The following is a 21,438-nucleotide window of genomic DNA, read 5'->3' on the forward strand; positions in this document are numbered from 1 at the left end:
CGGGTTCAAAATTAGTCGCAGGAAGATAGCACTGCAACCTATCATGTCCATTTGTTTATAATGGTATTTTTTTTTGCATCGGTTTTTCCTCACTCTTTCTATATTTTTAAACGGCCATTAACATTATCTATGGCTCCTATTAACATCCCTGTTGAACAAAAGTTCAAGAAACAAAGGATAAATTACGTCTCCAGAAAGTTAAAAATTGCCTTGCCGACCAATATTTATATTGAAATTCGTTTTTTTATTCTTTGACTTTTCGCATATTAGCCATTAAAAAAGGAAACTATTCAAGTAAGCACAATCTATTAAATACCAATAAATTATGGAGAGACCTTATAGGGGCATCGCAACTCTGCACGAAACCCCAAGTGGATATCATATCGCCGTCCCGGCAAAAAAACATTTACCTATTGTTATTATATTTAGTTTGTGGCTGGTCGGTTGGATACTATCTATTATTTCTGTTAGCTCGTTGCTCGAAGATTTTTACGATACCATAAATGGAAGTTTGGGCATCGAGGGTATGTTTATTATGGTATGGTTGGCCTTTTGGATAGCTGGTGGTTTATTTGTGATGAAAACTTTAATCTGGTACTTAATTGGACAGGAGATCATAATAATAGATCACGAACAAATAAGTATTGCTAGAAAAAATGATTTACTCTTCAGACAGAAGATATATGATCTACGGGAAGCAAAGAGATTTCACGTTGAGGAAGAACCTTTTGAGTTTGTTTTTTGGGGTCGACGCAATGATTTAGGCGTCTTTAGGAACAGAGGCACTATCCGATTTGATTATGGTTTGAAAACCATAAAATTTGCGAATGATATGGATGAAGCTGAAGCAAAACATATCCTGGAAAAACTAAGATCATCGGGGTATCTGACAGCCGCTAATTTTAATTAGATAGATATTCGAACAAAATCAATTTAAAAATCTAATCATTAAATTATATGGACTTAAGGGCGATAGAAAAAAACTATGAGAGAATGTCGGATAGCAAACTTATCGAAGTTATTACTACAAATGCACAGGGAATTCAGCCGGAGGTATTCGGAATCATAGAAAATGAAATTAGAAAGCGTAATCTCGACCCAAATCTTTTAAATGCAGTAATAGCTCAAAATGAACACCATTCTCTAGAAGATATCTACCGTCATTCGGAACTACTGCGAGATTTGCCTTGCCCAATCTGTGACAATAGTCGAGATAAATTAAATGGAACGGTCTGCTACACTATCAAAAGCATTATAATTACCACATTTACCGCAACGAAGATAATCATTGCTTGTCCGGATTGTTTGGATAAGCAAAATAGAAAAGCCATCACCTCATGTTCGCTCTTGGGCTGGTGGGGAATTCCTTTTGGCATACTGAAAACTCCAGTGTACGTTTACAGAAACTTAAAAGCAAAGGATGAAAATAGAACTAGCGATTCAAATGGCGCGCTCCTCTCATTTACGGCTGAGCATATCGGCCAAATAAAAGCTTTCGAAAATAATCCTGAAAAATTGAAGAACCTAATTCGAGATATGAAATATCTAGGCTTTTAACATATTTCAAAGCGAATCGTAAAGTGCGCCCGCAGCTGCTTGAAGCAAATTTGGACTGATCCTTTCCTTAAAATTAGGCTCAATATATTCAAATCGTATCTCCCCTTTTTTGTTCAAGATAAATACTGATGGAACAGGAAGTAACATATCGGTATTTTTCCCACCACTTGTCTCGGGCAAAAATTTATGGTAGGCTATCGGCGCCTTAAATACAATGCCCATTTTTTTCGCCAACGACAGATCTGCATCTGATAGCAAAGTATATGTCAAATGCCCTTTGTCAATACTGGATTGAAGATTCTCCGGTTTATCCGTACTGACTGCAATAACCTGGTATCCTAATCCAATCAATTCTTTTTCGATCTCCTGTAGGCCTGAAAGCTGCAGATTGCAATACGGACACCATCCACCCCGGTAAAATACCAATATGGTTGGTTTTTGAGAAATTACTTTTCCTATGTCAATGGCGCCACCCTTGACATCTGTCAATTCTTGCTTGGGTATCATTTCTCCGATCAGCAGAGGGCTGATATCTTCAGCTTTTGCAGGATAATCCTGTGGATCTTGTTTGTTGGGTTGCGCTTGAGCAGAATTAATCATAAAAAAAGCTATCCCAAATAGAGTAATTATTATTTTTCGCATTTTTTGTTCATATTTTAATCTTGTTACTATTTATCCCTGAAGGCAGAAATCGTATCTCCAGCATGCTGTTTGAAAAAGCGGCTGAAATGCGCTGGACTGATAAAGCCCAATTGATAAGCTATCTCCTTGGCTGACCTATCCGTATAATTCAGGTAACGTTTGGCTTCTAGCATAATCCTCTTTTGTATAAGGCTTGAAGGAGAAGGGAATTTCAATAAAGAAAAGACATTAGCAAGTGTCTTGGGTGATTTATTGAGCTCCCCCGCGTAAAAACGAACTTCATGTTCGGTTTTAAAATTACATTCCAAAAGAAGATTGAATTTTCGTATCAGATCCAATTTTTCATCGGTAAGCAGTGCATTACCAGCGGTCTGTTTTCTGGCTAGACGGGTGACACTGATAATAACGCGCTTGAGCAGCGTACGCAACATCTCGTTTTGCATCCGATCCCGCACCTGCATATCCGTTTCGCAAAACTGTCCTGTCAGCTGTATATCATCAATGTCCTGTTGCGAGAGCCCTATAAACATGGGATTGCTGATACCGTAAAACAGAAAGCCCACACAACCTACCTCCGCATCATGGTCAACAATACAGTAGAATTCTCGATTAAACTGCCAGGCGACCAATTGTTCAGGATGTTCGAATCTAAAATTTTGGTTGGCCATCAATGGGAGTACAGTGTTCTTTGGAAAGGTATATTGTACCTCATCTATAAATGCCAGCTGATCTTCCTGAAAATTAAATACAATCGAATTTATCGTACTGTCACGTAAAATTCCTGCATGGGTAAGTATTGACTTATCATTGCCAACCACAAAAGTTCCATTGGTCTTTTCGTTTACATATTCTAATTTCATCCTTTTCCTTTTGAACGTATCCAGTGGTATAAATTTAGTAAAGAATTATCCGGATTAAGCAATAAATGGACAGGCTTATCAATCTGAAAGAAACCCGTCCATTCAGTATATCTTAGTTAAGCGTAACTTTTACAATCTGCGGCAAAGTAGTAAATACATTTGGATTAGGTACCTCTTGAATGGATTTACTTTCCCCGAGGGACATACCTGAAAGATCAATCCGAATATTTGCCCCAGGATATTGGTCCCTTTTCGTTCCATTGTCATACAGAGATACCTCATCCGACACATCGCCCTTTCTTGTGGCATCGATACCATTACCCTTCGTAGCATAAAACCAGTCATTACTCAATCCGTACATGGTGGCGATCGCAATCCTATCCCCTTTTTCGATATCTAATTGCTGCATAACCTTACCTCCATTAGCATTGCCAATCTTTGGAAGAAGAACAGTACTCACTGACTCTTTTAGAACATAAACTTTCTTAACACCGGATTTGGACTGGAGTTTTGCTGCCAGTATGTCGGCATTGCCGGTCTGTGCCAGATCACTTAGCCCCTCCGCTCGGTCCTTCTCTCCTACTTTATAAAAGGGGTTTTCATTACCTTTATAAACAACAACGAGTACTGGAGAAAGTGGCGTAAAAATCCCGGTCATTCCACGAAGGTGTGCAGACATCATAGCATTGTCACCCATCTCGGCAATATTCGTAAGTCCATTTGCTGTGGGTTTACCTTTGGTATAAATCGGCATTTTTTCAAGGATATCTCCTCCTGGAGCATAGGAAACGGTCCACACTCCGGGACTAAAAGGTGTTTCATTAGCGGTACCACCACTCTTATTTTCGATCGTTAGCTTAAATTTAGAATCGCCCTGATAAGAAAGAGTCGCTTTCATCAATTGGGACGCTGGCAGGTACATATTTCCTTGGGCATCGGTTCCGTTTACTTCGGTTATATTGCCAGGACTTGGCTCAGCTGTTCCGGGGTGCACAACGTTTATGCCAGGCGCTTGATTGACCCGCGTTCCATTATCCCACAATTTGATCTGGGCGGATACATCTCCAGTCACAGGAGTTCCGTCTGCTTTATAGAGGGTTATGCCCGGATTTTCAGGCGCGAAGAAAAGGTCATTGCTCCAACCGTACATCGTTGCAAAAGAAAGTGCCTGCCCTGCGCCGGCATAAAACTCTATACTAATGGACTGTCCAGGGAAAATCACTGGAGGTGTCCCAGTTCCCATAAAAGTTCCCGACTCGACGAGTGGCTTTGCATCCAAAACATTTTCTATGGTAATCGTATTGGACTGTACCTGTGGTATCATATCATCGTCGCTGCATGAAGCAAGCATGGCAATACCACATCCAAAGCAAAGAGCGTACGTTGCTGTCTGTCTAATTTTTTTGATTGAGCTCATAATTGTTTTATTTAAGATCTACAACAACAAAATTAGCTTCAACAATAGATTCGGGAAATATCGTCATTTCCCGAAGGCTTGTCCAGACTTCCCGAATTATAGCTACTTTATGTCTATGACGAATGTACAGAACCTAGATCCCTAAACCCGATTTAATTTGTAAGGAAAGACTTTGCCAGATGCCCATTGAGCAACATATAAATTTTCATCATCATCCACACATACATCGTGAGGATGAGCGAATATTTTATCTTGCTGTTGGATAAGCTGAAGTTTCCCATCTTTATAAATAGGTTCGGTTCCTCCAATATTACTAACTACTTTATTTTTCTTGTTCAGGATCGTTACGAAACCGGAATTCTCGACATTCATATTCGGAGAACGCAAAACAGCTGCATAAAGATTATCTCCTTTTATTACGGGTCTACAAACTCCTGCACCAGGTAAACTTATGATCTCGATTAGCTTACCCGTCGTATCAAACCGCTTAAAGCAATTTCTGGCCCTATCTGTGACTAAAAGCGATTTCTTGCCATTTCGTTGGTCAAAACAAATTCCGTGTGCATTATCCAAAAAGGAATCACCTTCACCTCTACCTCCAAAATGATTTTTTAATTTACCATTACTATCATAGTGTAAAATATGCTGGGCGCCATATCCGTCGGCAATAAAGATATCTCCGTTATTGTCAATTGCAGTTTCTGTTGGTATAAATTCTTCTTTTTTACTATATAAGCCAATGCCCAACGGCGCATCTATGGTCAAAAGTATCTTACCGTTAAGGTCAACCTTGTAAACCTGGTGTCTCTCATTGTCTGTAATATATAGAAATTCCGTCCCGTTTTCGTCATGAATGGTCAGGCCATGGCCACCTGGAAATTCATGCCCCCAACTTTCAAGAACCCGACCGTCCTTATTAAAAATAATGATATTATTTTTGGTTTCATTGGTCAATAATAACAACCGCCCTTTTTTATCTTGCACCATTTCATGACAGTCCTTAACGGTCAGATTGGGTGAATGTTTTGTTGCCCAGCTTTTATCCAAGGTATATTTCATGTTATTGTGGCCATACTGCATTTCTTTGGGTCTTGCAAAAAGATCTTTCATGATGATAAGCCCCCCTGCCAGCAAACTGGATCTCTGGATAAATGTTTTTCTATTCATGTTTAAATGAGATTATAAATTACTTTAATACTATTTCATCAACAAAAAGCCAAGGTGGGTTTCCTGTTCCAGCGAATCCTTCAGGAATTTTGGCATAATGCTTAGTTTTTAATCGGATAACACTTACTTTTAGATCTGGCAGATTAAAAGTAACCATTCTCTTCTTTCTCATTTTATCTGCTTTTTCCAAATCTACTGTTACCTTATTCAACAACTTCATATTTGATGTGTCCGTTCCTCCCCAAACTTCTATGTACTGAGGCGGATAGATATGTTGGTTATACTCCTGTTTAATACTTAATGCAAGAAAATTCAATTTTATTGGAGTATCAAAGAACATACTCGCTGAAAGATCATTTCCCTGGAATCCGAGCCATTTGCCGTCAGCATGATTATTCCCTCCGCTCTCAAGATCGAAAAAACTTTGTTCTTTTCTAGCTTTATATAATCGGTTTGGTTTACTCTCTAAATTTACTTTGTTGGGTATGATAAACGCAGCATAAAAATCTTGGCTAACTTCATTACTGGGTAACCAGCCCTCTTTAATTGCTTTGACACGTAATCTCGCATCTTTCTGAATTCGAATGGGTGATTTGTAAATTGATGCTGTAATGCTATCAGGGTTACTTCCATCCAACGTATACCGCAACTGTACACCACTCACTGGATGACTTAGCGACAGCAGCATTTCTTTTTGAAAAAAACTTCTTGCGGGACTAATTTTCGGGACTGTTAAGGCTAATTTCTGATGCTCATCAAATTTAATTCCTGCATCAACTCTCAACTTTGGAAAGGCTTTTCGGATTGCATCCAGTTCATCCAGTTTTACTGCGGTATTCCAAACATAGAGCTTTCGAAGGTTTGGCATTTTTGCAAGTTTCTCCAAACCGCTTTTATTTACCTGAGTACCAATTAAACTGATATTCTTTAAACTTGCAATAGCACTTAATGACTGAACATTCTCATTCGACAATTTTGTATTATTCAGATTCAAGGTGCCCAAGTTTTTAAATTTCCCTAAGGTTTGAATATCCTCTTTATTTATGGGCATTCCGCTTAGGTTAAGGGAGACTACTTGTTCAGCAATCGGTAGAATTTCCGATAAAGATTGACTTTTAAAAAAATCCTTTCCATAAAAATTAACATCCAATGCCGGAGAGCCAGCCTCTAAAGGATGAATAATTCGATAAGGCGTTATTAATTTTTTGATTTCATCTTCGTCCGCTGCCGCAAATTCATAATTTTCAGTCCCTTGAAATCCGTAAACAGATTTTGCAGATTGAAATAATGTATCTTGTTCGCTAAATGCCGCTAGAGGCACATTAAATTTTCCTCCGCTTTTAACCCACGCTCTTAACAACGCTATTTCATCGATGGTCAGCTGTGGCTTACCTTTAGGAGGCATACGATGTTGATTTTCGATATCCAACAACAAACGTTCAATCATCAAACTATTCATTGGGTTTCCGGCAATGAATAGCTTACCATTTTTCCCTCCCTTTAATATCGCTGTGGAATCAGACAAGATGAGACCGCCCTTAGGTTTGTTGGAGTTATGACACCCCATGCATTTGGCTTGGAAAATTGGCAGGACTGCATCTTCAAAAACCATCGCATTTTCGACATCAAGCGCTTTCGATTCCTTGCTAATTAAAGGACTGCTTATGAAATCTTCGCCATGAGTGAGTGCTGCACCAAAGTGTCCAACCATTAACAATAAAATCACGGTTATATTAATTCCAACAACAAAGACCGGGTGATAATCTTTATTTTTCCTGAACCTCAAGTAACCCAGAAGCCCAAGTGAAAGTATTGAAAGAAACACGCCACCATATTTATGCCAGTCATAACTGCTCCCCTCAAATCCGCCCTCTTTTGAGAGCATCAGCCCCATAATTACGGTAATTGCTGTCAATAAAGAACTGATGAAAAATAATGTGTTAATGATAGATTTAATCGTTGGAACTTCCTTTTCCAATCTATTTCTAAACAAAAATATTAGCCAGGAAATAATTAGCAATACAATTGGAAAATGCAATAACAAGGGGTGCATCCTACCGATAACCTGAAGAAAAACAGGAACTTCTATTTTTTCTTCAAAGATTAAGAAGAACACAATAAAGCTATTCAAGCCTAGTAGAATATTGAAATGCGAATTTTTTAAAGTCATCTAACGTTTCTATTTAGGCGAGAATATCTTTGACAACGTTTCCAGCAACATCGGTAAGACGATATCGTCGACCAAGGTGCTTATAGGTTAATTTTTCGTGATCTATGCCCAATGTGTGGAGTATAGTTGCATGGAAATCATGTACATGAACAGGATTCTTCACGATATTGTAGCCCAATTCGTCGGTTTCTCCATAGACTATGCCTGGTTTGATCCCACCTCCAGCCATCCAGATACTGAAACAGCGCGGATGGTGATCTCGCCCATAATTATCCACGGTAAGCCCACCTTGGCAATAATTTGTTCTTCCAAACTCACCCCCCCAAATCACGAGCGTTTCATCCAACAGACCTCGTTGTTTCAAATCGGTAATTAATGCGGCGGATGCTTGATCTACATCTTTTGCCTGTAGTGCCATTTCGCTTGGTAGTCCACCATGCTGGTCCCATCCCTGATGGTACAATTGTACAAATCGAACACCATTTTCGGATAACTTCCGAGCAAGCAAACAGTTGGCGGCATAGGTGCCTGGAACTAAACATTCTGACCCATACATTTTGATAATATGATCCGGTTCTTTTGAAAGATCAGTTACCTCCGGAACAGAGGTCTGCATTCGATAAGCCATTTCATATTGTTGTACTTTAGCTGTAATTTCAGGATCACCAAAGGTTTCATATTGCATGCTGTTGAGTTCAGCAAGCTTATCCAATAATTTTCTTCTGCTCATTTTATCTGTGCCTTCGGGATTATTCAAATAAAGAACAGGATCTGGCCCTCCCATAAATTGAACACCTTGATGAACCGAATCCAGGAATCCATTCGTCCATAGCTTGGAATATACGCCTTGACCATTTCCTTTCCCTTTGGAGACAAGCACGCAAAAGCCAGGTAGATTTTGATTTTCACTTCCTAATCCATAACTCAACCAGGCCCCCATACTCGCTCTACTACCTTGCTGAGATCCGGTTTGAAAAAAAGTAATTGCCGGATCATGGTTAATAGCATCTGTATGCATTGATCTGATTATACATAAATCATCTACCACCTTGGCCATATATGGAAACAGACTACTCACCCATGCCCTACTCTGCCCGTATTGAGCAAAATCAAAATACGAACCGACAAGTGGAAATTTCGCCTGGCCAGCAGTCATCCCTGTAAGCCTTTGATTCCCACGAATAGATGCGGGAAGGTCTTGTCCCATCATTTCTCTCAATCTTGGCTTATGATCGAATGACTCCAACTGAGAGACGCCTCCAGACTGAAAAAGGTAAATGACACGCTTTGCTTTGGGAGCAAAATGCGGCAAGGCCTTTTCAAATTCCTCCTGACTTCCGGGTTTCCCGGAGAAAAGATCAGGAATCAACAGCGCCCCCAATGCTACACTCCCAATACCAATACTTAAACTAGAAAGAAATTGCCTACGATTTTGAAATAACTGTGCTTCTCGCACTTCTTTTTCAAAATTGGAATCTAGCTTCTTTTTCATAACAATCAATTTAAAGTCTTCTTTACCTGTTCATTTACCCTTTAGTCAATGTTTCTTCCAAATTATATATGGCATGCACCACTGACATTAATGCTGCTAGCTTTTCCTTTGGAATACGATCGTCGAGCGGAGCCTCTCCAACACGAAGAAATGCTTTTGCAGCATCTTTTCTTTTGCTGAAGCGATCTATTTCCTCGCTGTAATATTGGTTCAGCAGCTTCAGTTCATTTTCTGTTGCATCCCGACATAGTACACGTTTAAAAGCTGTTTTTATATAATCGGATTGCGTCTTATTTGGGGCACTATTAATTAAGTGTGTTGAATACACTCGTGCAGCCTCCAATACTGCTGGATCATTCATCATAACCAAAGCTTGCAAAGGGGTATTTGTCCTTGTTCGTTGCACCTGACATGCATCCCGATTACTCGCATCAAAAATCAACATATTAGGTGGCGGTAAAGTCAGCTTAAAAAACACATACAATCCTCTCCTGTATAAGTCTTTACCATGGTCCTGTACGTATTGGGCCAACGTGCCCCGCCCTGAGCTGCTAACCTCCCAGATGCCATCAGGCTGATAAGGTTTGATACTCGGCCCACCGATAGTCTTGTTTAACAGACCACTAGTCGCTAAGACTTGGTCTCTAATCATCTGGGCAGGTAATCGTAAGCGTTTAGCCCGTGCCAGATAAATGTTATCCGGATCTTTTTCCAGGTGCTTGGCTGTAATTTGAGAAGACTGTTTATAAGTTGCCGTACTGACCAATTGTTTGATTAATCTTTTTACATTCCATCCGTTTTTCTGGAAATCCAGCGCTAACCAATCCAATAATTCGGGGTGACTGGGCAGATCACCCTGGTTACCGAAATCAGCGACAGAAGCGACCAATCCACGACCAAAGATCATCGCCCACATTTGATTGACAAACACACGCGAGGTAAGTGGATTTCTGTCACTAAATGTCCATTGTGCCAATCCTAAACGGTTTGAAACATATTTTTTACTATCAAATGGTAGAATAGCTTCTGGTGTCTGCGGATATACCCGCTCTCCTGGGGCATCGTAAACACCTCTATCAAGAACATACGTTGGTCTGACAGTATCACGCTCGCCCATTACAGAGACAGACACCTCTGCGTCATCATCCAATTTGTTTATAAAGTTTAATATCCCTTTAACGTCTTCTTTTGTGACTGTCAGTCGTGGTGTTTTCGAAGGTCCAGAGTTTACAAGTCCTTCTAAACCTTTCTCCAAAGAGTTATTAAAAAAGGCATACATCCCATAATAATTTTTCTGGGTAAAGGGATCATATTTATGATCATGGCACTGCGCACACTCCATTGTAATTCCCAATATACCTTTTGCATAAGTGTTTGTTTTATCGAGTCCATAAGCAACTCGATATTCCTCATCAACAACACCACCTTCCTCAGTGATCTTATGATTCCGATTAAATGCTGTTGCTAAGAGTTGCTCTTTAGACGGATTAGGCAATAAATCTCCCGCCAATTGCCAAGTAACAAACTGGTCATAAGGCATGTTTTTATTGAAAGCATGAATAACCCAATCCCGCCATGGCCATTGTGTCCGGATATCATCATCTTGGTATCCATACGAGTCTGCGTACCGGGCAACATCCATCCAGTGAAGCGCCATTTGTTCTCCATATGCTTTAGACGCCATTAAATCATCTATCAGCCGATCGTAAGCCTTATTCGATTTATCATTAAGAAATCGCTCCATGACCTTTTCCTCAGGAGGTAAACCTGTTAGATCGAGGCTCACTCGACGTAATAAGCGGTTTTTATCTGCCTCAGGATTAGGCTTAAAACCAGCCTTAACCATCTTGTCCAATATAAATCTATCAATTTCACTATTCCCCCATTTTATCTCATTCGTTTGTGGCATTTCGGGTTTTACTGGAACGGTAAATGCCCAGTGTGGTTTATATACAGCACCTTGTTTAATCCATTGTTCAATAAGTTCTATTTCGAAATTAGTTAAGGGGAGATTAGCGGCAATCGGAGGCATACGAATAGACTCATCTTTTGTTGTAATTCTCAAAAAAGCTTCACTGATGTGTGGTTTACCTGGAACAATCGCATGCTTATCAGGACTTTCCGATAATGCTTTATACGCCCCTTCTTTAGTATCTAGGCGCAAACCTCCTTCCCTTGTATTGTTATCGGGACCGTGACACGCAAAACATTTATCAGAAAGAATAGGCTTGATGTGGTAATTATAATCCACAAACTTCGGTAAAACATTGGTGCCGGAACTTGAAGTTGAGGTTTCTGAACTCGGGCTACACATCGTTAACAAAGAAACTATGATCGCTAAACTACCCAAAACTGAGATGATTACCCATGAATTGTTTTTAGAAAAAAAAGATCTTCTAGTCATCATACTTTAGTTTAAATCTTAAGACACAAAACAAACAGTCGCTTGAATAATGTCTACTATGTGTTATCTATTTATATTGGTTATTATTAGTTTAATGGATTATTATGCACATCTGATATTCCATTACCCTAATTCGTGTTTTTTTCTTTATTACTACCTGTGAATGGCCGTATATCGGAAACTATAAAACTTAATTTCAAGAACTTACTATATAAAAGTTACACTACATTAAGCGTTGAATTTGTAATTCATGCTATCGAATAGTATAATAATATTGCTATAAAAACTCTCCAATGCTTAATTATGGTATGAAATAGAACGTTTTTTATTTAAGTTTAGGCTAATATAAACATCCGCTACTATATATCCAAACAAATAAGTCTATATGTATACACATATAGACTTGGTGATAAGCAGAGGATTTGATTTTTAATTAGCTAAGCCCCCCGCGAAACTATTGATCAGCGACCTCAGCTTTCTGGTCATTTAAAAGTGTTTGTTGTAGTTCCGGGGCATTTGGAGCAGATGTATCCCTCTGAGAGTTTCTTATGTGTTCTTTTGTCAATTCCATGCGATCGCATCACTGACTATCAGGTGTACCTGAATCGTTCCAATAGACTGCAATTATCCGTGACTAAACCAGCCAACAAACAATTGAATAAATCATTGAGATTATTGAAGTGATTACTTTAGTCTCATTTAGGACTTAGGATTGAAAGATTATTTTACATTTCAAGGTGCAATCATCCTTGGCATATTTTCATTAAATAGATCTTCCAGAGATTGGTCTAGTTGATATATATCGTTGTATGTAGTTGGTTTTCCATTTTTTATCAACATAGTCAAATAAGTGATGATAATGGGCACAGGCTGCTTCAAAACAATATCCATTTTACCATACGTTTTAACTGCATATTCGAACGCGGGAATTTTATCTTTTGAATTATCGAATTCCAACAGCTGAGTTGCCAGCAGTTTAGGATTCTGAACCCTTATGCAGCCATGACTAAGCGCCCTATTATCTTTATTGAAGAACTGCTTTTGCGGAGTATCATGGATATAGACGCCGTGCGAATTCTGAAATCTAAAGACGATTGCGCCCAATGCATTATGATTACCGGAGGATTGCTGTACACGATATTGTTTTGGGTTTTTACTGATTTCTTTTAATGTGGCTACATTCACAATGACTTTGTCTCCTGCTTCATCATAGATCGAGTAATGGTTATCTCGGAGATAAGCTCTGTTTTCCAAAATTTCAGGCAAAATTTCATTCAGGAATATACTTTGTGGAACTCTCCAATCTGGAGCTGTTGAAAAATAATTTATTTCACTTTCCAAAATAGGAGTTGCCGTTTTGGGCTTCCCAACAACGACTTTAAATTCCGACACATTACTGTTGTAATGGAATTCTAAAGTGTATGATGGGATATTTATCAAAATATAATCTAAGCTTTGTGTATTGATCCACCTTAGCCGTTCCATGTTGATTAGAATTTTTTCCATTTCAGCCGGTGAGGTCATTGTATTATTGGCTGCATATGCTTGATCCAAATAATCCTGAAAAGCCTGGTAAGCTTTAAACTTAGGCTGAGCCTCGTGTACCAAATTCAGAAAGCCGTCCTGCCGCCCTGCATCAGATAATATCTCGTCGGCACAAAACCCATTAATTCTAACACTATCAACATAAGATGGCTGATATAGTGGATTATATTTACCAAAATGAAGATTATTGATAAAAGAAAGGAGTCCATCTGTCATCAATATCTCAAATTGTGCTTTCTCTTTTTGCTGTTTTTCGGGAGAAGAACTTCTTAACTCTTTCAGTCTCTCAAGCGAGAGGTTCTCTAGGTGATAATCTGATGGTAATAACCCAAAGCGATTAGGCTGTATGAGTAAGGATAAAGCAATTGATGCTTGATCTATCTTTTGTTTGTCATTTAGCCAGAGATATTCATAATTGTTTGTGGTGTAGAACCGGATGACTGATTTTGGGTAGTTTAAATTGGATAGATTGAGACTATCCTTAAGAAATGAGCTGATCTCGTTAGTTACCTTTAAATCTTGCGCGTAAATCGCTGTAGTGATAATACTAAGAAAGATCGCTATAAAATTCAGAAATGCTTTCATAATTTTGAATTTTAATACACTAAAATTACAAATTATTTCCGTTATTGCAGTTACAAATTAATCATTAAAAAAATAATAGCTTACTAACTATATGATGCATTATCAACACAACAATCAACTATTTTCACTACCCTTACTCCGCATTTCGACTGTCAGTACTGGGGATTAAAAATCCGCCTCATCATGAATATGGGCGGATAAAGAAATTGTGATCATTTATCATATTTTCTTTAGTAGAGGCATTCCAAAACCTGCTGTGGATGGTGGGATCAGTTTGCCGTTCTGGATCTTGTAGCCTGAAAGATCAACGTCGTCCGACGTGCTTGTTACCCCCTCTATTGTAACCGTATTGCCAAGCCCTCCTGTCAGATGTGCCGTATAGTAGGACTTAAGCAGAGAGCCCCATGCATGCGGGGAAGCCTGCGCACCCATTTTCTTCAATTGCGGCATCAATCTTCTCCAGTTCGTGAAGCCCAATCCCTCGATATCTGTAAGGTGCACGTCCAATAGTTTCTTTTCAAAGAGTTCCTTAAGCAGCGCTGGATTGGGATCTGCTTCACCATCTGCCAACAAAGTGCTTATTCCCGCGGCTTTGATGTAATTTCTAAGTTTTTGATAATCGGCAACGGTTTCATGAAAGGGTTCTTCTATCCAGAATAAGTTGACCAATGGAATACCCTTTAGATATTGGATGAATTGATCTACTGTAAAACCATTGTTCCCATCTACTAAAATGCCACAATTAGGGAAGGCTTTGGCCACAGCATTGGTTACCTCAATATCACGCTGGAGTCCCTCCTCGAACGGCATCCATTTGTGTCCCCGCCCAATCTTTAGTTTAAATTGTCTATACCCTATTCCATAATCATATCTGCACTCTTCCAGAATCCGGTCTATACCTGCAGGCTTTTCAGATGGCTCCAAATCATCGAAATAGATCATCCCACTATAATAGTCCGTGGTATACGGCTTCTCGCGGCCAAGTAGTTCATAAACTGGTTTCTGCAAGATTACTCCCGCAAGGTCATGAAGGGCAATATCAAATGCGATGTGCCTATCATTCAAAATGCCCATATTGGAAGCAAAAAGTTCAGATACTTTTTTACCGATAAGTTCCTTTTCAATCTGCTCAGCATCTTTTCTGGATCCTCGTAAAGAAGCCCACCCCATAGCACCTTTCTCTGTTTTGATAACACAGATTTCCACATTGGGGCCATAACCATGCAGATCCAGTCGGGCATTTTTCCCTACGAGGCGGGGATATTTCATTTGAACGGTTGAATATTTTATTTCCTGTATCCGGTGATACGAAAGTTCCTTTTCATGGAAGTTACTGTTCAAGATAGCTGTTAATGACATGGCATTTCCTTCACCATGATATAATTCTGTGGATACAATGCCTAAATTTAAGGCCTGTAAGAATGTTCTTCTTTTCATTTTTGGTTTATTTTATTTTTATTTGATTCTAATTGATTTTTCCTTGCTTATATTGCTAGGACTAGTCCTTATTGGCTCATCAAGCTTTTACAAAATATTGTGTGCGAGCAATTAGCGAGTGAATTGCCTATTTTAAATCTTTATTGGTTATTCGATGTTTTCTCAATTATTATGAGGCATTATTTAAAGTTTTACAGTAGTTTTTGAAAAATACATTAAAAACAAAAATTTAAGTAGCATTTCTGTTTCAATTTGCTGTCAAATTTTATCATTATAACACAAGTAATCAACCGATTGAACCTATAATGTCAAAAGGTGTAACTATATGAATTTTGGTATCAATATTGGAAAACTAAGAGGAATAAAACTTCCGTTTAAGACGGTATCTAATATGGCATTTAATGAAACTTCTCTAAGAAATCGAGGTGAAGATATCTGGTCAGGAAATTTTCGGGTGCACAAAATTTAAAAGGAGATTAAAACTTGCCCTATGCTAAGAGGTAATAAAAAACTAAAACATAAATTCGAATGCATATTTAGGGGATTTAATTTCATAAGATATGAGGGCAATCAGCATAAATAGCTGCTATAAATTAAAATGTAGGAGTTCTAATTGCCGAGTGACTTTTTAGGGAAATTGGAAAAAATCGATATGGAAAATTATAGTAATATCATAAAACTCAACTCATCTAATAGAAGTGTATTCAACGCCTTAAGCAATGATATTCCACGATGGTGGACAGAGATGTTTGAAGGTGCATCAGATCAAGAGGGGAAGTCTTTCACAATCCATTTCGGGGAACATGTATTCAAACAATTTAAAGTACATGAACTTACTCCTAACACAAAAGTGGTATGGTACGTAGAAGATTCTTTCTTAGCTATTCCGGGATTAGAAAATAAAAGGGAATGGATTGGAACAACAATCATTTGGGAAATAGCCGAAAAGGACAATTGTGTAGAATTACACCTTACCCATATTGGTTTACATCCTGAAATTGAATGTTATCAGGTTTGCTCCGATGGATGGAAACAATTTACTGCCAGCCTAAAATCATTCATTGAAACAGGTTTAGGTTTTCCTTTTATAAATAAAAAAGTAAAATAATTGAAGTAATACTAACTGTCTTCAATTTTCAGTTCTTATTTTACTGCGATCATCCGTTAGTTTTACCATATTATAACATAACTAGAATTATTTCTGCTGATAACAACGTTGGCAATTATTGGATCGTAATAGTAAACTCTCTCTCCATAATGAAATTGGTAGTGATTACTCTTTTAATGGATGAATAATAACGCAGGAATATTTTTAAATTCCTTTCCAAAACATTTTACTTATCGAAATGTTACTCCAAGAAATATCAAAATCATCCGGGAAAAAGTAAATAGGTTGAATTTGTAAATAATAGAAAAACTAAAAAGATGGCTTATAATAATGAACTTGTTAATCGGGTCCGTGAAAGACTTTCAATAGAAGAAAATATTGAAGTTGAGGAAAAGAAAATGTTCAGCGGATTATCGTTTCTTGTAAATGGGAAAATGTGTATTAATATTAGCCACAACAATCTAATGTGCCGTTATAGCGCTGAACTGGAGGATGAGGTTTCGGAAAAAAAGGGCTTTTTGCCAATGATTATGAAAGGAAAACAGCTCAAAGGGTATTGTTACGTAGAACCTCATGGTTTTCAAAAATCTGATGATTTTGAATACTGGATTAAAATATGTCTTGATTATAATCCGTCAGCAAAAGCTTCGAAAAAGAGCATTGAAGAATCTCGTTTTGAAAGAAAAGTAAAGTAGTTTATCTTGACTTTATGGCTTCGTGCTATCCATATGGCAGCTTCGTAATTAGCACAATTAAGCTATTGAATTGCCCCTAATTTCTAGGCACAAGTATAATTGAGCATATTTCTGGCAATTGATAGCCGCTAACTTCAGCTAATGAAAGCTTAAGTTTTACATTGTTTTCACCCATTAGTCGCTGGTCTATTTCTAAAACCATGATATCTGTTATACAAAATGGAGTGTACCAGTGCTTGTAATACTTACTATTATGGGGATTATTCTAATGCTTTACTTTGTTGATAGACGTTTGACCCGTCGTATTTTGATCTAATACCCCCAGATCTTTCAATACCGACAGTGTGATCTCCTTCCTGCACTTGCCAAAAGATGACTGATTGTTTTTGCGATCTTGTAGTAGTCGGGTAGCAAAGAAATATACATTGTCTTTCGTTGTCAAGTAGCCAATCCACCAGCCAGTATTGATTCCATCTTGTCTTGTCCATCCTGTCTTAGACCGAATACTATAGCTCTGTTTTTGTTCGGTAAGCATGACTCGTTTTACAATAGCTATATTCCGTTTCGAAAAAGGAAGTGTGCCATCATATAGTTCCTTTAAAAAAGTGACTTGATTTATTGGTGATATCGCAAACTTACCATAATTCCAGAAATCTGGATCGGATTGGGAAAGATCTAGATTTCCGTAACGACATTTGGTCAAATAACTCCTATATCTCTCCTTGCCTATCTTCTTTGATAATTCAACGAACGCCCATCCGGCCGAAACCTCAAAAGCTTCCTTTACTGACATATTATGATAGATACTTGGTCGGTAACCGTATTTTATTGTATCGGTCTTCCCTGGCCATTTTACGATCTCATTCTCATCTTTAATAACTCCTGTTTCTAGAGCAATAAGCATATTGATTACCTTGAATGTTGAAGCAGGAAGAACTTCCCTCTTTGTTCCAATAGTATCTGACAGAATCCAGGTCTGTTTAGTGTTGTCGTAAATAGCAATTGAACCATCTACTTGGCACTCATCAAAATATTTCTTAAAGTTGGATCTCACGCGTACTGAGTTCCCTATTTTCTCCCCTTTCGATTTAGAGGTATCTTGTGGTTGGCTAAAAGCCAAAAAAGGTATAAGTCCGAAGATTGGGAGAATAAATCGCATCTGACCAAAAGTTATCATTATCTGTAATATTTTAAGCTGTCTTTTTCATCTGACTTCATTATGATAAATTTAAACACTTATATACTAGTCAAAAGCTCCATAATAATTGTGAAACCTCTTATCAAAATATTCTCTAGCATATCTTTTAACTTCATCAGATGTAAATCAATTATCCCTCATCAAGATACAATATACATATCTTGCGGTGTTAATTGAATAATAAAACTGAAAAAAATAGTAAATTGGGTTTAATCTAATAAAGACTTCATTTCAAGTAGGAATCTTTCATTATCAAAATCCTTTACAGACTTGAAGAACTTGTTTAGGGATTATAGAGACTCCATTCTAGTTGCGGTCCAACAAGTCCGACTTTTAAATCTGGAGAACGAACAACTAAATAAGAGGAAGTATGAAAAATTTGAAGCTTAGACAAAAAGATAATATGGATTAAAATGAAGACTTATCAATTTCGTTTTAATAACAGCAGCAAAACCTCAGCGATTCTGATTTGGTTTTTTTCAACATTGTTGATGATTACTTTAACATTCAGCACTTTACTCATACCTTCGGAACCATATTTTCCGACCTGGCTACTGTTGATCTTCCTTCCGTTAATGTTAATTGTTATTTATAAGCTGTTTAGAACAGCGTCCGAAAGACAGTCGACAGATAGCGTTACACTAAATAAGGAAGGGTTTACTAGTGCCTGTTTCGGTTCAGTCTTATTTTCCAATATAAGCGCTATAAATATTCCCGTGCGAAGTATATCATTGCTTGGAGGGAAAAAGTACGATTATTACAAACAAACCGAGGTAGATACGCCCAATCTTGTAATTTCAATTACAACTGATGATAGCAAAATATTCCATTGGGTTTTGGGCGAATGGGGCAGTTTTTACAACTCTAAGGAAGACTTTTTAGTTTTTTTTGACTTTCTCACAGCATTAACCGATCAACTGTATCAATATTACCATGCTAACGAACCAACGAACAGCTATTTAAAAATTCTCGATGAAAATGGTGTTTGGGAAAGATCACGTAAATTAGAATTGATCAAGAAAACTCAGATATCGTAGTTATGGAAAAAGAAAAACAAGATTACATCATAAACCATTACCTACATTTGATGTCTCCAAAAGAAAAGCTTGCATATAAACATGCGCATTCACTTTTAAAGATAGATCAAAATGAGGATATTGACAAAATAAAGAGAGTCTACTTTAGAGCTGGATGGCTAACCAAAGACGAAAATGCTTTAAGTTTATTGAATAATGGCCTAGAGAAATTTAATGAGGATACGGCAGCGCGTATAATACATGATCATGTTTCACAAATCTTTTTTAATTACTGTCCCAATTGTGGGAAATTGGCCAGGACACCAACAGCAAGACAATGCCGTTTCTGTTTCCATGATTGGCATTGAATTTATTAACTTTGACAAAAGCCAAAAATGAAAGTCCATATTATCAGTGACCTACATAGAGAGTTTGGATACAACAATATCGATCTGCGTGTAGCTGATGTTCTTATATTGGCCGGAGATACTGATGTAGGTGTAAAAGGAGTCAGCTGGCTCAAATCGCTCTCTTTGGATATACCTATCATTTATGTGCTGGGCAATCATGAATACTATAAGGGGGCTTATCCTAAAACATTACATAAAATTAAAGATGTAGCAAGGAACTCAAATATTCACGTATTGGAAAATGAATCTTTGGAAATTGATAAAGTTTGTTTCCACGGCTGCACACTCTGGACTGATTTTTCCTTAAAAGGCAATCCCGCTGTATATGGATCGTTGTGCCAAAGTCAAATGAACGATTATAAAAAGATTAGGTTGGGTGACAGCTATGGCAAATTGAGAAGTATAGACACCTTTAGAATACACCAAACTTCAAAGTTATGGCTGGCGGAAAGTCTTAGCCTCAGTGCATCCAAACATAATATTGTTGTAACGCATCATGCGCCAACAATACAATCTTTACCAAATAAATATTTAGATGATCCAATCAGCGCCGCATACGCTTCGAATATGGAAGATTTTATAGTAAAGCATCAACCCTCCTATTGGATTCATGGTCATATACATACACCTATACAATATAAAATAGGTAACACTAAAATCATATGTAACCCGCATGGGTATATTGATGAGGCCTATAATGGTTTTAATAACAGCCTGATTATTGATATATGAACTAAAAAGTAACAATACCTATGAAACAAACTCTTTTAAGTTTCTATTCCTGATGACCGCTATTTTTGGGAAGTTCAGGTGATTGATCTTTATTGTATTCATCTATTTTTTGTGTTGCTGCCATGGAGACAACCAGATCATTTAGCATGGAGCTTGCAGCTGTCGGCGAGTTCGGAAGTAAAACCAAATTGCTCCTACTATTGGCTCCAATAGCATTCAACGTGTCATAATGCTGAGTAACCACGATTAAAGCTGAAGCCTCCTGAGCGTTGATATTAGCTGCATTGAGCATTTTCACAGATTCTTCCAATCCTCTTGCAATTTCTCTTCTCTGGTCTGCAATACCTTGTCCTTGAAGCTTTTTAGATTCTGCTTCAGCTTTTGCAACAGCAACAATTCGGATTCTTTGGGCTTCGGATTCATATTCTGCAGCAGTTTTTTCACGTTCGGCAGCGTTGATTCTGTTCATAGCGTGTTTTACCTGTTCATCAGGGTCTATATCTGTCACTAAAGCTTTGATAATATCGTAACCATAACTTTGCATCGCTTCCTGCAATTCACTTTTTACGGCAATGGCAATATCATCTTTTCTTACAAAAACATCGTCTAATTTTGTTTTTGGAACTTCAGCACGCACAACATCAAAAACATAAGACGTAATCTGATTTTCAGGATTTTCCAGACGATAATAAGCATCTCTTACATTCTCTCTGATCACCTGATACTGAACAGAAACTTTCATCTTTATGAAAACATTATCCAATGTTTTGGTGTCGATGATGACATCCAATTGCTTTATTCTAAGATTCAGACGTTTGGAGATTTGATCAAAAAACGGAATTTTCAAATGCAAACCGGCGTGGCTTACTTTTAAAAATTTACCTAACCTTTCTACCACAGCTGCAGATTCTTGTTTTACAGTATAAAAGGAAGCAAATAAGGTAATAAGTCCGAAAAAGATTAGAATTCCTAAATATATCATATTCTTAAATTTATTATTGGT

The 21,438-nt window shown here is 37.8% G+C and carries 18 protein-coding genes; 7 read left to right on the forward strand and 11 right to left on the reverse strand.

The window, feature by feature from the left end; translation table 11 throughout:
- Window positions 1–325 precede the first annotated feature (325 nt).
- Both DFQ12_RS04235 and DFQ12_RS04240 read left to right on the forward strand, forming a co-directional pair.
- The gene (locus DFQ12_RS04235; protein WP_120257761.1) at window positions 326–910 is read left to right on the forward strand and encodes a hypothetical protein; all 585 of its coding nucleotides are present in this window, start codon (window positions 326–328) and stop codon (window positions 908–910) included.
- 83 nt (window positions 911–993) lie between these two features.
- Complete coding sequence (locus DFQ12_RS04240; protein ID WP_147420324.1) at window positions 994–1,557, forward strand: hypothetical protein; 564 nt, start codon at window positions 994–996, stop codon at window positions 1,555–1,557.
- Between the two features lie 6 nt (window positions 1,558–1,563).
- On the opposite strand, the gene DFQ12_RS04245 is transcribed toward DFQ12_RS04240, so the two are convergent.
- The 9 genes from DFQ12_RS04245 to DFQ12_RS04285 form a co-directional block, all read right to left on the reverse strand.
- Window positions 1,564–2,157 (reverse strand): peroxiredoxin-like family protein, encoded by a 594-nt coding sequence (locus DFQ12_RS04245; RefSeq protein WP_244211672.1) that lies wholly within the window; start codon window positions 2,155–2,157, stop codon window positions 1,564–1,566.
- A 68-nt stretch (window positions 2,158–2,225) separates the two neighbouring features.
- Complete coding sequence (locus DFQ12_RS04250) at window positions 2,226–3,059, reverse strand: helix-turn-helix domain-containing protein (protein ID WP_120257764.1); 834 nt, start codon at window positions 3,057–3,059, stop codon at window positions 2,226–2,228.
- A 112-nt stretch (window positions 3,060–3,171) separates the two neighbouring features.
- Complete coding sequence (locus DFQ12_RS04255) at window positions 3,172–4,476, reverse strand: spondin domain-containing protein (RefSeq protein WP_244211673.1); 1,305 nt, start codon at window positions 4,474–4,476, stop codon at window positions 3,172–3,174.
- 141 nt (window positions 4,477–4,617) lie between these two features.
- Window positions 4,618–5,643 carry an NHL repeat-containing protein gene (locus DFQ12_RS04260; protein ID WP_120257765.1) on the reverse strand — a complete coding sequence of 342 codons (1,026 nt, stop codon included), beginning with the start codon at window positions 5,641–5,643 and terminating at the stop codon, window positions 4,618–4,620.
- A gap of 19 nt (window positions 5,644–5,662) precedes the next feature.
- Window positions 5,663–7,813 (reverse strand): c-type cytochrome domain-containing protein, encoded by a 2,151-nt coding sequence (locus DFQ12_RS04265; protein ID WP_120257766.1) that lies wholly within the window; start codon window positions 7,811–7,813, stop codon window positions 5,663–5,665.
- A gap of 13 nt (window positions 7,814–7,826) precedes the next feature.
- Window positions 7,827–9,305, reverse strand: a complete 1,479-nt coding sequence (locus DFQ12_RS04270) for a DUF1501 domain-containing protein (protein ID WP_120257767.1) — start codon at window positions 9,303–9,305, stop codon at window positions 7,827–7,829.
- Between the two features lie 34 nt (window positions 9,306–9,339).
- Window positions 9,340–11,712, reverse strand: a complete 2,373-nt coding sequence (locus tag DFQ12_RS04275) for a PSD1 and planctomycete cytochrome C domain-containing protein (protein WP_120257768.1) — start codon at window positions 11,710–11,712, stop codon at window positions 9,340–9,342.
- A gap of 729 nt (window positions 11,713–12,441) precedes the next feature.
- Window positions 12,442–13,839 carry a L,D-transpeptidase family protein gene (locus DFQ12_RS04280; protein WP_120257769.1) on the reverse strand — a complete coding sequence of 466 codons (1,398 nt, stop codon included), beginning with the start codon at window positions 13,837–13,839 and terminating at the stop codon, window positions 12,442–12,444.
- Between the two features lie 219 nt (window positions 13,840–14,058).
- Window positions 14,059–15,276 (reverse strand): enolase C-terminal domain-like protein, encoded by a 1,218-nt coding sequence (locus DFQ12_RS04285; protein WP_208642432.1) that lies wholly within the window; start codon window positions 15,274–15,276, stop codon window positions 14,059–14,061.
- 652 nt (window positions 15,277–15,928) lie between these two features.
- Here DFQ12_RS04285 and DFQ12_RS04290 point away from each other — a divergent pair.
- Together DFQ12_RS04290 and DFQ12_RS04295 are read left to right on the forward strand one after the other, a co-directional pair.
- Window positions 15,929–16,384 (forward strand): SRPBCC family protein, encoded by a 456-nt coding sequence (locus DFQ12_RS04290; RefSeq protein ID WP_120257770.1) that lies wholly within the window; start codon window positions 15,929–15,931, stop codon window positions 16,382–16,384.
- Window positions 16,385–16,701: 317 nt separating this feature from the next.
- Window positions 16,702–17,079: a TfoX/Sxy family protein gene (locus tag DFQ12_RS04295; RefSeq protein ID WP_120257771.1), complete on the forward strand. Its 378-nt coding sequence runs from the start codon at window positions 16,702–16,704 to the stop codon at window positions 17,077–17,079.
- 265 nt (window positions 17,080–17,344) lie between these two features.
- Here the strand turns inward: DFQ12_RS04295 and DFQ12_RS04300 are convergent, their stop codons facing one another.
- Window positions 17,345–18,238: a class D beta-lactamase gene (locus tag DFQ12_RS04300; protein WP_120259217.1), complete on the reverse strand. Its 894-nt coding sequence runs from the start codon at window positions 18,236–18,238 to the stop codon at window positions 17,345–17,347.
- A 452-nt stretch (window positions 18,239–18,690) separates the two neighbouring features.
- On the opposite strand from DFQ12_RS04300, the gene DFQ12_RS04305 reads away from it, so the two are divergent.
- The 3 genes from DFQ12_RS04305 to DFQ12_RS04315 are packed head-to-tail and all read left to right on the forward strand — an operon-like array spanning window position 18,691 to window position 20,435.
- Entirely contained in the window at window positions 18,691–19,314 is a 624-nt protein-coding gene (locus tag DFQ12_RS04305; protein WP_120257772.1) for a hypothetical protein, read from the forward strand.
- 2 nt (window positions 19,315–19,316) lie between these two features.
- Entirely contained in the window at window positions 19,317–19,661 is a 345-nt protein-coding gene (locus DFQ12_RS04310; RefSeq protein ID WP_120257773.1) for a hypothetical protein, read from the forward strand.
- A gap of 27 nt (window positions 19,662–19,688) precedes the next feature.
- Entirely contained in the window at window positions 19,689–20,435 is a 747-nt protein-coding gene (locus DFQ12_RS04315; protein ID WP_120257774.1) for a metallophosphoesterase, read from the forward strand.
- Window positions 20,436–20,478: 43 nt separating this feature from the next.
- Here the strand turns inward: DFQ12_RS04315 and DFQ12_RS04320 are convergent, their stop codons facing one another.
- Entirely contained in the window at window positions 20,479–21,417 is a 939-nt protein-coding gene (locus DFQ12_RS04320) for an SPFH domain-containing protein (protein ID WP_120257775.1), read from the reverse strand.
- Window positions 21,418–21,438: the final 21 nt, after the last annotated feature.

Source organism: Sphingobacterium detergens (assembly GCF_003610355.1).
In the GTDB taxonomy this organism is placed as follows: Bacteria; Bacteroidota; Bacteroidia; order Sphingobacteriales; family Sphingobacteriaceae; genus Sphingobacterium; species Sphingobacterium detergens.